General features: G+C 68.1%; 14 protein-coding genes. 10 read left to right on the top strand and 4 right to left on the bottom strand.

What is annotated here, in order from left to right; genetic code table 11:
• Nucleotides 1–57: 57 nt before the first annotated feature.
• From ACTF4R_RS06435 to ACTF4R_RS06460, 6 genes are all read left to right on the top strand, one after another.
• Nucleotides 58–639, top strand: coding sequence for an AAA family ATPase (locus ACTF4R_RS06435; RefSeq protein WP_113274706.1), 582 nt, complete (start codon nt 58–60; stop codon nt 637–639).
• Complete coding sequence (locus tag ACTF4R_RS06440) at nt 636–1,049, top strand: RNA-binding domain-containing protein (protein ID WP_440007070.1); 414 nt, start codon at nt 636–638, stop codon at nt 1,047–1,049. Before ACTF4R_RS06435 ends, ACTF4R_RS06440 begins: the two co-directional genes overlap by 4 nt.
• A gap of 6 nt (nt 1,050–1,055) precedes the next feature.
• Entirely contained in the window at nt 1,056–1,898 is an 843-nt protein-coding gene (locus ACTF4R_RS06445; RefSeq protein WP_440007071.1) for an alpha/beta fold hydrolase, read from the top strand.
• Nucleotides 1,899–2,010: 112 nt separating this feature from the next.
• Nucleotides 2,011–2,466: a 30S ribosomal protein S19e gene (locus tag ACTF4R_RS06450; RefSeq protein WP_113274709.1), complete on the top strand. Its 456-nt coding sequence runs from the start codon at nt 2,011–2,013 to the stop codon at nt 2,464–2,466.
• A gap of 100 nt (nt 2,467–2,566) precedes the next feature.
• Nucleotides 2,567–2,908 carry a DNA-binding protein gene (locus ACTF4R_RS06455; RefSeq protein WP_113274710.1) on the top strand — a complete coding sequence of 114 codons (342 nt, stop codon included), beginning with the start codon at nt 2,567–2,569 and terminating at the stop codon, nt 2,906–2,908.
• Nucleotide 2,909: 1 nt separating this feature from the next.
• On the top strand, nt 2,910–3,509 hold the full coding sequence (locus ACTF4R_RS06460; RefSeq protein WP_440007072.1) for a DUF7411 family protein: 600 nt from the start codon (nt 2,910–2,912) through the stop codon (nt 3,507–3,509).
• A 16-nt stretch (nt 3,510–3,525) separates the two neighbouring features.
• On the opposite strand, the gene ACTF4R_RS06465 is transcribed toward ACTF4R_RS06460, so the two are convergent.
• On the bottom strand, nt 3,526–4,410 hold the full coding sequence (locus ACTF4R_RS06465) for an NAD-dependent epimerase/dehydratase family protein (RefSeq protein ID WP_440007073.1): 885 nt from the start codon (nt 4,408–4,410) through the stop codon (nt 3,526–3,528).
• A gap of 263 nt (nt 4,411–4,673) precedes the next feature.
• Here ACTF4R_RS06465 and htpX point away from each other — a divergent pair, with 263 nt between their 5' ends.
• Both htpX and ACTF4R_RS06475 read left to right on the top strand, forming a co-directional pair.
• Nucleotides 4,674–5,549, top strand: a complete 876-nt coding sequence (gene htpX, locus ACTF4R_RS06470; protein WP_440007074.1) for a zinc metalloprotease HtpX — start codon at nt 4,674–4,676, stop codon at nt 5,547–5,549.
• 73 nt (nt 5,550–5,622) lie between these two features.
• A complete protein-coding gene (locus ACTF4R_RS06475; RefSeq protein WP_440007075.1) occupies nt 5,623–6,489 on the top strand; it encodes a Rieske (2Fe-2S) protein in 867 nt (288 codons plus the stop codon).
• A 1-nt stretch (nt 6,490) separates the two neighbouring features.
• Here ACTF4R_RS06475 and ACTF4R_RS06480 read toward each other — a convergent pair whose 3' ends face one another.
• The gene (locus ACTF4R_RS06480; RefSeq protein ID WP_440007076.1) at nt 6,491–7,012 is read right to left on the bottom strand and encodes a DsrE family protein; all 522 of its coding nucleotides are present in this window, start codon (nt 7,010–7,012) and stop codon (nt 6,491–6,493) included.
• A gap of 91 nt (nt 7,013–7,103) precedes the next feature.
• The gene (locus ACTF4R_RS06485; protein ID WP_440007077.1) at nt 7,104–9,077 is read right to left on the bottom strand and encodes a MutS-related protein; all 1,974 of its coding nucleotides are present in this window, start codon (nt 9,075–9,077) and stop codon (nt 7,104–7,106) included.
• A gap of 125 nt (nt 9,078–9,202) precedes the next feature.
• On the opposite strand from ACTF4R_RS06485, the gene larE reads away from it, so the two are divergent.
• A complete protein-coding gene (larE, locus tag ACTF4R_RS06490) occupies nt 9,203–10,105 on the top strand; it encodes an ATP-dependent sacrificial sulfur transferase LarE (protein ID WP_433626235.1) in 903 nt (300 codons plus the stop codon).
• A 209-nt stretch (nt 10,106–10,314) separates the two neighbouring features.
• Here larE and tatC read toward each other — a convergent pair whose 3' ends face one another.
• Complete coding sequence (gene tatC, locus ACTF4R_RS06495) at nt 10,315–11,172, bottom strand: twin-arginine translocase subunit TatC (RefSeq protein WP_433626238.1); 858 nt, start codon at nt 11,170–11,172, stop codon at nt 10,315–10,317.
• Nucleotides 11,173–11,266: 94 nt separating this feature from the next.
• Here tatC and ACTF4R_RS06500 point away from each other — a divergent pair, with 94 nt between their 5' ends.
• Complete coding sequence (locus ACTF4R_RS06500; RefSeq protein ID WP_440007078.1) at nt 11,267–13,582, top strand: twin-arginine translocase subunit TatC; 2,316 nt, start codon at nt 11,267–11,269, stop codon at nt 13,580–13,582.
• The last annotated feature ends 84 nt before the right edge of the window (nt 13,583–13,666 follow it).

The raw sequence follows: 13,666 nt of genomic DNA on the forward strand, positions 1-13,666 counted from the left end.
CCGCTCCAGTGTACCATAGCACAGCGCTTAAGCAGGGTTCGCGTGAACGAAACAACGATGAGAGTCATCGGGACCGTCGGCTTGCCGGGAAGCGGCAAGGGAGAAGCCGCGGCCGTCGCCGAGGAGCAGGACGTCCCCGTCGTCACGATGGGGGACGTCATCCGGGAAGCGTGCCGCGAGCGCGGCCTCGACCCGGCGGAACACCACGGCGCAATCGCCAAAAAGCTCCGCGAAGAAGACGGACCGGACGCCATCGCCCAGCGGTCGCTACCGCGCATCGAGGACGCGCTGGAGGAGTCCGGGACGGTGCTCGTCGACGGCATCCGCTCCGGCGTCGAGGTCGAACGCTTCGAACAGGCGTTCGGGGACGCGTTCTCGCTCGTCAGCATCGAAGCGCCGTTCGAGTTGCGGGCCGAGCGCCTCGGCGAACGCGGCCGCGACACCAGCGACGCGGACGTCGAGCGTCTCCGGGAGCGCGACGAGCGCGAACTCGGGTTCGGCCTCGACCGCGCGATGGAGCGGGCCGACGCGACCATCGACAACAGCGGGTCGCTCGAAGCGTTCCGCGAACAGGTCCGGGCGCTGTTCGACGACGGCGTCGCGGGACTCGAACGCGTCCAGGCGGCAGAACAAGCATGATTTACAGCATCGACGTCCAGATCACGGCCCCGGTGTGCGACACCGAGGTCCCCGACCGCATCGCCGACGCCATCACGAACGTCTTCCCCGACGCCGACGTGGAGGAGGGCCACGGCGAGATAGTCGCCGAGACCCACAGCGTCGAGCACTTCTCGGAACTGCTCCACCGCCAGGAGATACTCGACACCGCCCGTGGGGAGTTCTTCTCGGACCGCCGCGGCGACACTATCTCGTTCTCGCTGAAGAAGCAGGCCGCCTTCCAGGAGGTCGTCAACTTCGCGGTCGGCAACCCCGACGAACTCGGCGACATCCACGTCCGGATTCGGGTGACGGAGCCGACCGTCGAGGAGTTCGTCGACCACGTCGCACCGCCGACGGAGGACGGCAAGCCCGTCACCGACGACTCCTGACGAACCATGCCGACAGCCCACAACGGAGACGTCGAACTCTACTACGAGACCGAGGGACCGTCCGACCGCGAGACGGTCGCGTTCGTCGAGGACGTCGGCTACGGCGCGTGGCAGTGGGGCTGGCAGCACGCCGCCGTCGCCGGGCCGTTCGAGTCGCTGGTCTGGGACAACCGCGGTACCGGACGCTCGGACGCGCCGCCGAGCGCCTCCCGGCGAGCCGAATCCGGTTCGGAGGCGCCGGGACCGTACGACGTCGAGACGATGGCGGCCGACCTCGAAGCCGTGCTGTCGTCCCACGGCGTGCGGAAAGCGCACGTCGTCGGCGCGGGTCTGGGCGGGATGGTCGCGCTCCAGTACGCCCTCGACCACTCCCGTGCGCGGACGCTGACCCTGCTCGGCACGTCGCCCGGCGGTCCGCGAGCGCGACCGACGCCGACGGACGTGCGCGAGCAACTGTTAATTTCGGAGAAGTCTCGCGACGAACTCCGCGAGTCGCTGCGCCCTGCGATGAGCGAGGCGTTCTTCGCCGCCGACCCCGAGGAGGTCGTGGAGTGGCGACTGGCGGAGGACGCCGGTCCGGCCGCCCAGCGAGCGCAGTTCGCGGCGATGGACGCCTTCGACGCCAGCGACCGCCTGTACGAGATTACCGTTCCGGCGCTGGTGCTCCACGGCACCGCCGACCGCGTCGTCCCGGTGGAGAACGGGCGCTCGCTCGCGGAGGACCTTCCGCGGGGCGAACTCCGGGAGTTCGAGGACGGCTCGCACCTCTTCTTCCTCGAACGGTCGAAGGACGTCAACGACGAACTGCTCGGCTTCCTCGACGAACACGCCGAGCAGGACCTGGAGTGACCGCGCCGTCCCGCGGTCGACGCGCGGTTTCGCGGACGAACGTCCGGTCGGGCGAGCGGCGCGACGATACCGTAACGATGCCTTTAAACGCCGCGGAAGGGAAATCAGTCCTATGACGACGCTCTACGACGTTCCGGCGGATGCGCTCATCGACGCGCTCGCCGAGGACTTCGAGGATCGACTCGACCAGCCCGACTGGGCGCAGTTCGTGAAGACGGGCGAACAGCGAGAACTCCCGCCCGAGCAGGAAGACTTCTGGGCGCGGCGCGCCGCCAGCCTCCTGCGGAAGGTCGCGACCAACGAACCCATCGGCGTCGAGCGCCTGGCGACCGAGTACGGCGGCAAGAAGGGCGGTTCGACCCGCTACCGCGTCGCCCCCGAACACCGCACCGACGGCAGTCGGAAGGTCATCCGGACCATCCTGCAGCAGCTCGAGGACGAGGACCTCATCCAGGTCAGCGACGGCGAAGGTCGCCGGGTCACCGCCGAGGGTCGCAGCCTCCTCGACGACACGGCGGGCGAGGTCATGGAGGACCTCGACCGTCCGGAACTCGAACGCTACGCCTGAGCCTCCGTCGACGAGCCGTTCTCGCTCCGGGGATCTCACGCTGCGATACCCCCGCTCCGTAATAGTTTTTGCCAGTGGACAGTAAGTAACACGTAGAGCTATGAGTGGCAGTCCTGACGACGAACGACTCGAAGAACTCCGCAAACAGAAGATGGAGGAGCTGAAAGAGCAGGAGGGTCAGGAGGAGGCCCAGCAGCAGGCCCAACAGCAGGCCGACGCCCAGAAGCAGGCGATGCTTCGCAAGCACCTCACCGACGGTGCGCGCAAGCGACTCAACTCCGTCCGGATGAGCAAGCCGCAGTTCGCCGAGCAGGTCGAGCGCCAGGTCGTCGCGCTCGCCCAGAGCGGTCGCATCAACGGCAAGATAGACGAGGACAAGATGAAAGAGATCCTCCGCGAACTGAAACCCGACTCCAAGAGCTTCAACATCCGTCGCCGCTGAGATGGACCTCGGACTCCTCTACAGCGGGGGCAAGGATTCGACGCTCGCCGCCCTCCTGCTCGACGACTTCTACGACGTGACGCTCGTCACCGCTCACCTCGGCGTCACCGACGACTGGCGACACGCCCGGGAGACGGCCGAGACCACCGGGTTCGCCTTCGAGACGGTGGAACTCGACGACGACGACGCCACGGAGGCGGTCGAACAGATGGTCGAGGACGGCTACCCCCGGAACGGCATCCAGCAGGTTCACCAGCGCGCGCTCGAAGCCGTGGCGGAGATGGACTTCGACGCCATTGCCGACGGGACCCGACGTGACGACCGCGTTCCGACCGTCTCCCGCGCGCAGGCCCAGAGCCTGGAGGACCGCCACGGCGTCGACTACATCGTTCCGCTGGCGGGGTTCGGTCGCGGTGCGGTCGACCGCCTCGTCGAGGCGAACCTCTCGGTCGAGTCCGGACCGAGCGAGGAGGTCCGGAAGGCCGACTACGAGGCGGAACTCCGGGCGCTGCTGGCCCGCGAGCACGGCGAGAACGCCGTCGAGGACGTGTTCCCGGACCACGAACAGACGTACGTCACCGGACTGGTCGCCGACCGCTGAGCTCCGGCGTGCCGTCTCACTCGGTCGGCGGCGTAACGTCCGTCTCCTTCGCGGCGTCTCGCCAGGAGTGGACCGGACGCCAGTCGAGCGTCGACTGCGCCTTGGCCGTCGAGAGCGCCGAGTCGTCGCCGGAGACGGCACACTCCTCCGGCACCTGGTCGAACGTCTTCCGGAGCGCCTGCTCGATGGGTCGGTCGAGGTAGTTGTCCGCCGCCGCCACGAGGTACGGTTCGTGGCCGTCGAAGTCGCCCGCCAGCGACCGTTCGACGGCGCTGGCCAGGTCCCGGACGTCGACGTACGACCAGCAGTTGCCCGCGCCCGCCGCGAGGTCGCCGCGAACGTCCCGGCAGTCGTAGTCGCCGGGGTACTGCACCCAGGAGGAACGCAGCGAGGCGACGGGGACGTCGTGGCGACGGGCGACCATCCCGGCTATCTCCTCGCCGACCACCTTCGCGGTGCCGTGCGGGTCCTCGGGCCGCCGCGGATGCTCCTCGTCGACCGGGAGGTACTCCGGGGGCGTCCGCCCGGCGGAACACGAGAGCCCGTAGGCGCTCTCGCTCGACGCCCACGCGATGCGAGCGTCGTTGCGTCCGGCCGCGGTGAGGACGTTGTACGCGCTCGTCACCTCGTTCTCGAACACGCGCATGCCGGCGTGGCGCTCCGGCGACGGGAGCGCCGTCCAGTGGACGACCGCGTCGGGGTCGACGCTCCGCACGAGCTCCGCCGTCTCCGACTGGTCGGTCAGGTCGGCGGCCCGGAACGCCACGCGGTCCCGGGCGTCGACGCCGTCCGGACACGAGAGGTCCACGCAGGTAACGTCCCACCCGCCTACGTCGAGATGTCCCGTGAGCCACCGCACCGCGCGGTCGCTCCCCCCGGTCACGAGAACGGAATCAGCCATACTGGAACCTCGACGTTTGAGTCTTGGCCATGTGGACAGGCAAGTCCGGTTCTTCAGTAAACATTCTGGCTCTGCGCCGTCATCTTTCCGTAACAGGTGACGCAAATAACGCCGGTCCGGGAAACTTCCGGGCAGTCACGCCGTTCCGGCCGGCGGAACCGCACCACCGACTCCGGCGTTCTCGCGCGAAGTTCGGACCCGGCGGCGAACCGACCGCCGCCGAGCAACGAATCTTTAAACGGTCTCAATCCCTAGACGAGCGTATGAAATGGAAGGCAGACTGGGGGCTTCGGGCCCGGATGGGCCTGACGATGTTCCTGCTGTTCGCGCTGTACGTCGTCTTCGTCGGCGTGCTGTGGGCGTACACCTCGGGGAACCTGTTGTTCATCGTGTTGCTCATGGGGAGCTTCTCGCTCGGCCAGTTCTTCTTCAGCGACAAACTGACGCTGTGGAGCATGGGCGCGAAGGAGGTGAGCGAGAACGAGTACCCCGAACTGCACGGGATGGTCGGTCGGCTCTCCCAGCAGGCCGACTTGCCGAAGCCGAAGGTCGCCGTCGTCGACAGTCGCGTGCCGAACGCCTTCGCGACCGGCCGTTCGCAGAAGAACGCCGCGGTCTGCGTGACGACGGGGCTGCTGAACGCGCTGGACCGCGACGAACTCGAGGGCGTGCTCGCCCACGAACTCGCCCACGTGAAGAACCGCGACATGATGGTGATGACCATCGCGTCGTTCCTCTCGACCATCGCGTTCCTGGTCGTGCGCTGGGGCTGGTGGTTCGGCGGTGGCGACCGGCGCAACCAGGCGCCCATCTGGGTCGCCATCCTGGCGTCGCTGGTCGTCTGGATAGTGAGCTACTTCCTCATCCGCGCGCTGTCGCGGTACCGGGAGTTCGCGGCCGACCGCGGCGGCGCGACCATCACCGGCAAACCGTCGGCGCTGGCGTCCGCGCTGCTGACCATCGACGGTCGGATGGACCGCGTGCCCCAGGACGACCTCCGCGAGGAGTCGGAGATGAACGCGTTCTTCATCATCCCCGTCAAGAGCGGCTTCGTCGGGAAACTGTTCAGCACGCACCCGAGCACCGAGCGCCGCGTCGAGAAACTGCGCGAACTCGAACGCCAGATGGAGTCGGCCTAATTTAACCGCGGCGTCGCGCGCACCCGACCCGCAGACACATTTCCTCGCGGCACCAGTGTACGGTGGGGTTTCCATGTCAGAGGAGAGCGACAAGTACCCGGAGGAGTCCGGACGTCGACGGTTCGTCAAGGGCGTCGTCGGCAGCGCGGCGCTCGCCAGCGTCGGCGTCGGCAGCGCCACCCTCCTGAACGTATCGACCGAACCGTCCGGTAGCGGCGGGGGCATCACGCAGTACTTCGGCATCGAGATCGTCGACGGTCCGGCACCGAGGGGGATGCCACAGATCCCCATCGAGATAGACGACGAGGGGTTCCTGCAGGGCGTGTTCCCGGAAGCCCAGACCGTCGAACGACAGGGCCGGGAGGTCCAGGTCGCCCAGACGCAACTCGGCGGCATCACCTACTCCGCGGAGTGGTTCCAGTACTGCGGCGTCCAGACGTACCCCGGGGTCCGTCCCGACTCCGACCAGGACAACTACTTCCGGTACGCGGAAAGCTCGGAGTACGATTGGCAGACAGAGGAGGTGTCGGCCGGCGACCGCGTGAACGTGTCCGACTTCGAGGACTACGAGACGTGGGGGAACGACATCGGCGTGGCGGGGCTGGGCAAGCCGGCGATGGCGACGTGGCGCTCCCAGGACGTGCCGCCGTCGGGGACGCTGCCCGTGCAGGTGCTTCGCGTCTCGCCGGACCAGTTCGAGCGGATGCAGGAGAACGTCGACGCCGGCCAGTGGCTGGAGGCGAGCATGCAGGAGAACTTCGTGGCGTGGCTCAACAAGTGCACGCACTTCTGTTGCGTTCCGGCGTTCAAGGGGACGCCCCAGAGCGCCAAGTTCGGGGCCGCCAACGACGTCTACTGTCCCTGCCACCAGTCGGTGTACAACCCGTTCAATCCGGCGGAGTACACGTTCGTCGCGCTGCCGCGGCCCGAGGACGAGTGAGTCAGGGCGTCTTGACGTAGGCGTACCCCTCCGACTGGAGTTTCGTGAGCTCGCCGACGCCGGCGGGGACCGTCTCGACGCCCTCCAGCAGGTCGTCGTTCGAGTAGTCGAACGCCTCCATGCTGTTGGCGCACGCCTTGAACGCGACGCCGTTCTCGGCGAGCGACCGCACTTTCTCCGGAACGGTCGAGTCCGTCGTGAGGAGTTTGACGCCGGCGCCGTTGGCGACGAGCGCGACCCGCTCGACGTCCGTGGTGCCGTCGTCGAGGAGGTTCTTCGCGTTCGCGGTGGCGTGTTTCTGGTGCTCTTCGCCGCTGCTGAAGTGGAAGACCGTGCTCATGGTTGTCGTTTCGGTTGTCGTCGTTTCGGTGTCCGTTTCGGTGGTCGCGGTCGATTCCGTCCCGGTTTCGGCGTCGGTCGGCGTCGTTCCGGCGTCGGTGCCCGTGCCGGAACAGCCCGCGAGCGCGACCGCGGTGCCGGCACCCGCCAGTTCGAGGAACCGACGGCGAGAGTGGGTTCCCATCGGTCGCACGGAGGGGGCGAATCGTCTTTGTTAACTGGCACATAAAATCGCGGGCGTCGGGTCGAACCCCCGAGTCGTCGCCTCCGGCCGCCTACTCGAACTTCTCGAGTAGCCGACCGTAGAAGCCGTCTTCTCCCCCATCTGCCAGCTTCTCGACGATGAGTTCCGGCGTCGAGCGCGCGAGGTGGTCCTTGACGGGCGATCGCTCGACCACGAGTTCGCCGTCGACCAGGCCCTTCGCCTCGATGCCGTCGACCGCCACCGGGTAGTCGGCGACGTCGCGTATCTCGTCGGCGAGGTGCGAGACGAACACGCCGGTCACGTCGCGTTCGCGGAGTTCTTCGAGGATGCCCGCGATGATCTTCGCGCTCGCGCCGGGTTCCGTGATGGACTCCAGTTCGTCCACGAGCACGAGTCGATTCCGCGCGCCGTCCGCGAGCGCTCCGAACTCGCGCAGCGTGGCCTCGAACGCGCCAGCGTCGAGGGTTCCCTGCGTCTTGGCGTGGTAGTGTAACTGCTCGAACCGCTGGAGGCGCACCGACTCGGCGGGAACCGGCAGGCCCATCTGGGCGAGGACGACGACGAGCGCGACGAGGTCCAGCGTCGAGGTCTTTCCGCCGCTGTTGACGCCCGAGAGCAGCGCGACGCCGGAGACGCCGTAGTCCACCGGTTCGACGGCCTCGAAGGGGACGTCGAGCAGCGGGGAACGACCGCCCGCTATCTCGAACCCCCGACCGCCGAACTCGGGCATCGTGCAGTCGAAGTCCTCGGCGAATCGCGCGACGGCGAGTTCCACGTCGAGTTCCAGCGCGGCCTCGACCAGCCGTTCGGCCGGCTCGCGCCGGTCGGCCAGCGTCCCGGCGAGTTCGCGCTTCCGGCGCTCGGCCCGCCGCGACTTCGCCGTCTGCAACTCCTCGCGCAACCGCGAGACGACGCTCTCGTCGCGCTCGACCGGGAACGTGGGTTCGTCGGGGAACGCCCGCCGAGCGACCTCGGCCTCGCCGGCGTCGAGGGCGAGCGCGTCGACCAGGTGGTCGCGGGCCGCCGCGACGGCCCCGTCGTACTCGTCGGCGAGCTCTCGGGAGAGCAACGAGTCGACGCCGGCACCCTGTTCGACCAGCGAGAGGAGGTCGGCCCCCTCGATGGTGACGTCGCGCTCCCGGATGGCCTCGCGCATCCGGTCGTTGGCGACGCTCTCGGCGGCGGAGACGGCGGCGTCGAGGTCGGCCAGTGCGGTCGTCAGCCGGTCGAGTTCCTCGTCGCCCGCCACCTCGCCGTCGGCGTCCACCCGGGCCAGTGCGGCTTCGAGTTCGTCCAGGTCCAGCGGCGCGTCCAGGTCGGCGGCGCGATGGACCTCGGCGGCGGCGAGCAGGCGGTCCCTGTTCGCCGCGAAGAAGGCGAGCGGACGCTCGGGTACGACCTCGGCGGGGTCCTCCGTGGCGTCCGGTTCGACGCGCACGTCGCCCTCGACGGCGACGCCGGCGAACTCCTCGTCGAGCGCGACGACCGTCGAGTACCCCCGCGCGAGTTCGGCGAGTTCGCGCGCGTCGTCGACCACCTCCACAGGGAGTTCCGGAACGGCCTCACGGGCGGCGGCGTACCGCTCGGCGTCGGCCGTCGCCAGACAGCGGTCCCGTACGGTCACGTCCGGGGGCGACGAGAGCGGTTCGACGCCGGCGAGCGCGTCGAGCACCTCGGGCGCGGGGTCGCGTTCCATCGCCCTCGCGGCGAACTCCCGCACCTCCTCGATGCGGGACTCGGCGGCGCTGGGATAGAACGTTTCGAGGCGCTTCTCGGCGTAGGTCGTCACCGTTCGCTCCTGCAACAGCGAGAGCGCGTCGCGGTACAGTTCGCGCGCCCTGTCGGTCGCGAGGAACCCACCGGGGTCGTCGTGCTCGGTCCGGATGGCGGCGCGCGCGATGGACGCCGCCCGGCCCTCGGTGACGCCGGGTGCGCGCGTCAGCGCCGCCACGTCGCCGGTTCTCAGCGCGCGCTCCGGGTCGTCGAGTTCCGCCAGCGCGTCGGCCGTCTTCGTCCCGACGCCCGGTATCGCCTCGAACTCCATCGAGCGCGACTTTTCGCGTCACCGTTAAAAAACGTTCCCGACCCGGCGTCGCCCGGGTCGGAGTCGGCGCGACGCGCCGGGGCCGACGCGAGGGGCTTTTGCCCGTCCGGACGCAACGACGGTGCATGTCGACTGTCGAGGAGAAACTGTCTGCCGTGCGCGAAGACCTCGCCGAACGGGACGGGGTGCTCGTCGCGTTCAGCGGTGGGGTCGACTCCAGCGTCGTCGCCGCCATCGCTCACGACGCGCTGGGGGACGACGCGGTCGCCTGCACCGCCAGGAGCGAGACGCTCCCCGAGGCGGAACTCGCGGACGCGAAGCGCGTCGCCGACGAGATCGGCGTCCGTCACGAACTCGTCACGTTCAGCGAACTCGACGACCCCTCGTTCGTCGCGAACGACGACGACCGCTGCTATCACTGTCGGACGATGCGCCTCGGGAAGATGTTCGAGGCGGCCGAGCGCCTCGACATCGAGGTCGTCTGCGACGGGACGAACGCCAGCGACGTGGACGGCGACCACCGCCCCGGCCTGCGCGCGGTCGAGGAACTCGACGCCTACTCGCCGCTGCTCCAGCACGGCGTCACGAAAGCGGAGGTCCGGGAACTCGCCGACCGGTACGACCTCTCGGTGGCGGACAAGCCCTCCATGGCCTGCCTCTCCTCGCGCATTCCTACCGGACTCGATGTGACCGAGACGCGACTCACGCGCATCGAACGGGCCGAGGCCCTGCTCCGGCAGTGGGGCTTCGAGCAGTTCCGCGTCCGCGACCACGACGGTCTCGCACGCATCGAGGTCGGCGGCGACGAACTGCCGCGGGCGCTCGACGAGGAGTTCGTCACGGCCGCTCGCGACCACCTCACCGACCTCGGATTCGACCACGTCACGCTCGACCTGCACGGCTACCGGACGGGGAGCGTGAGTCCGGACGAGACGACGGACGCCGCGAGCGCCGGCGACGGGAGCGCGACGGACGAACCGCTCGTCGAGGACGTGTTCGCGGCCGACTATCCGAGCGACGGCGAGTAGAAATCGAAGTGCGTTCGCACCCAAAGGGTGGCAGTTTGCTGGCACGCGAACTGCGGATAGCTGCTGGCACGCGAGCTAGGGCAGGCGCGAACGCTACCGGTCACTTGGAGTTCCATCCCCTTAGTTATCCGCAGGTTACGACGAAGGAAAGCGACCATTGTGACGTCGCCCGGCGAGCGTGCGTCACGGGGTCGTCCGTCGGTCGCGGGCTACCTGCCCGTCCACTTGAGTAACAGCAGTGTTCCCTCGAACAGGAGGACCATGGTGAGCGCCACCATGAACGGAGCCATCCCGGTCGGGTCGGGGCTGAACAGGAAGGCGAAGCCAAGGAAGCCGCCCCAGAAGTACAGCCGGCGGTTGGCGAGCCACTGGCGGGTCGTCAGCCCCATCATGATGGCGAGCATCATGAGCAGCGGAATCTGGAAGACGACGGCGAGCACGCCCATCATCATCAGGATGAGGTTGAACGTCTTCGTCAGCCCGAAGGCGATGGCGATGTCGGCGCTCTTGGTGTAGCTGAGGAAGTACGTGAAGATGGCGGGCAGGACGAGGAAGTAGGCGAACGATATGCCGACGAACGCCAGCACGAGGCTCGTCGGTACCGCTGCGAGGTAGTACCGGCGCTCGTGAGGATACAGACCGGGACGCATGAACAGGTACGTCTGGTACACCATCACCGGCAGCGCGACGACGAGTCCGGCGAGGCTGGCGACCTTCAGCTCCGTCAGCACCAGCGCCAGGGGGTGAAAGAGCCGGGGTCGCGCCTCGTCGACCGGGAGGATGGAGTTCCAGAGGAAGTTGATGACCGTGTCCGCGACGGGGAAGACGAAGACGCTCACCGTGCCGGCGACGACGAGGACGACCGCCAGCCGCTTTATCATCTCCTCGATGTGGGCCGCGAGCGGCATCTCCTCGTCCTGGAGTGGCTCGCTCGGCTGGTCGTTGACGGCCGGCTCGGGGTCCTCCGGCGCGTACATCTCGGAGTCGTCCGGTGGCTGAGGGGTCTCCTCGGACGACGGCGACTTCGAGATGTTGCTGCCCGGTGAGGCCTCCGACTCTTCGCCCATTCACCCGAAGCGTAACGCCCCAGTTCTTATAGGCTTTCTTCATCTTGGGAGACGAGAAGATTGATAACTGGCACGCGGCTACCGTTCCGAAAGCATGTCCACCTCGGGGAGCAGCGTCATCGACGAGGATACCGCCCAGACGGTCGCCAGCGGTCGCGAAACCATCGGCACGATGCTCTCGGCGGCACAGACCCATCTCCAGAAGGTGTTCATCGTCTTCGTCGTCGGATTCCTGGGCACGTTCTACGCGATGTCGATGGCGGTCTGGCCGTTCCTCAAGCGGGTCACCACGTCGGAGATGCCGCGGGACATCATGAACCAGGTCGAGATAATCGCGGTGACGCCGTTCGACGTCATCCTGCTGCAGGCGAAGATATCGATGGTCGCCGGCGTCGTCTTCGCCATCCCCGCGCTGCTCTACCTCGCCCGCGACTCGCTGCGTCGTCAGCAGTGGTATCCCGACGTCTCTATCTCCTACTGGAAGATAGCCGCCTTCCTCGTGCTCGCCGCCGGCCTGTTCGTCGGCGGTCTCTTCTACGGCTACTCGCTCTTCTTCCCCCTGATGTTCCAGTTCCTCGCGGAGAACGCGGTCAACGCCGGCTTCAGCCCGAAGTACGGCATCGTCGAGTGGACCCAGTTCGTCATCATCCTCTCGGTGTCGTTCGGTCTGGCCGCCGAGATGCCGCTCATCATGAGCGGACTCGGCTACACCGGTATCGTCCCCTACGAGACGTTCCGCGACAAGTGGCGGTACGCCGTTCTCGGCATCTTCGCCTTCGGCGCGATGTTCTCCCCGCCGGACCCGTTCACCCAGCTGATGTGGGCTGCGCCGCTGGTCATCCTCTACGGCTTCAGCCTCTACCTGACGAAGACGGTCGTGACTATCAAACGAGGGAGCGGCGACGTGAGCCTGGGCGGGACGCTCCGGCGGAAGTGGAACAACGTCCTGGGTCTCACGCTGTTCGCGGCCGTCGGGACGTACCTCTTCGTCACCCAGGGCGGCGGCGTCTACGTCCAGGAACGACTGTTGCCGATGCTTCCGGCGAAGTACAGCCCGGCGACGGTGCCCACCGTCCAGCAACTGTTCGGCCTCCCGCGGGAGACGGCCGTCCTGGCGGCCACCGCCGTCGTGGCGCTGGCCGTGCTGGTCGTGGCGGTGCTGTACTACCTCTTCACCGGCATCCAGGAGACGGCCGCCCCGGGCCAGGGCGAGGCGTCGGTCAGGCCGACCGGCGGTCCGGCCGACCTCGACGTGTCCACCCTCGACGCCTCGGGCGTTCGCGCGGCCCCGCCGGAACTGTTCGCCGAGATGAGCGAGGCCGAATCGCTCCAGCACGCCCAGTCGGCGATGGACGACGACGACCCCGAGAAGGCCCAGGCCATCCTCGACCGCTTCGACGCGGTCACCGAGTCCGGGGACGCCGACGCGGCGGGCGACGAGACCGGAACCGCGGACGCGACGACCGAAGCGGCCGCTGCGGCGAGCGAGGACGACGAAGACGGCGCGCCGCTCGCGGAGGAGGTCGCGCGCCAGCCGAGCGAAAGCGGCGGTGGCGGCGGGAACGTCTTCCAGAGCACGGCCGCCGGGATGGCGGACGCGTTCACCGAGGAGGATACCACCGAGGACGACATCGGCGGCTACTACTACGACCTCGCGTTCATCTTCCAGAGCCTCACCTCGAAGATGTTCCGCATCGTCGCGGTGTTCATGCTGGTGCTCGCGTCGGTGTTCGTCGCGCTCTACCGGGGCGGCATGAGCGCGATAAACGAGGACTTCACGTCGCGGGTCCCCCAGCACGTCATCGCCGAGGTGGTCCAGGACGGCGGCACCCTGCTCCCCATCGTCACCCTCCACCCCGTCGAGGCGCTCGTGTTCGAGGTGAAGATAAGCACCCTGCTGGGCGCGCTGACCGTCCTCCCGATGGTGCTGTACTACGCGTGGCCGGCCATCGAGGAGCGCGGCCTCGTTCGCGGCGGGGGCGACCGTCGCATCTTCTTCGTCTGGGGCGGCGCGCTGCTCGGCGGCCTCCTCCTCGGAAGCGCCATCGGGTACGGGTTCGTCGCGCCGAGCATCATCTCGTGGCTCGTCGTGGACGCGAACCAGGCCAACATGGAGATCGCCTACCGGGTGAAGAACTTCTTCTGGCTGGTGTTCGCGACCACCGTCGGCATCGGTTTCCTCGTCGACGTGCCGGTGACCATGCTGCTGTTCGAGCGGGGCGGCATCGTCTCCTACGACACCTTCCGCGAGCGCTGGCGGGTGTTCGTCATCGGCGTGTTCGCGGTCGCGGGACTGGTGACGCCGGACAGCCTCTACACGATGTTCCTCGTCGCCGTTCCCACCTCGCTCGCCTACGGCCTCGGACTCGCGCTGCTCTGGGTCGTCACCCTCGGCGGCCGGCGCGGCTGACCCCGGCCCGCCGTTCTGCGCGAGTACGGCTCGACGACGCCCTGCGGTGGAGCGTGACTTCTGACGGAGCGTTTAAGTTTCGGA

The sequence above is a fragment of the Halomicrococcus pelagicus genome, assembly GCF_051917725.1.
Lineage (GTDB): Archaea > Halobacteriota > Halobacteria > Halobacteriales > Haladaptataceae > Halomicrococcus.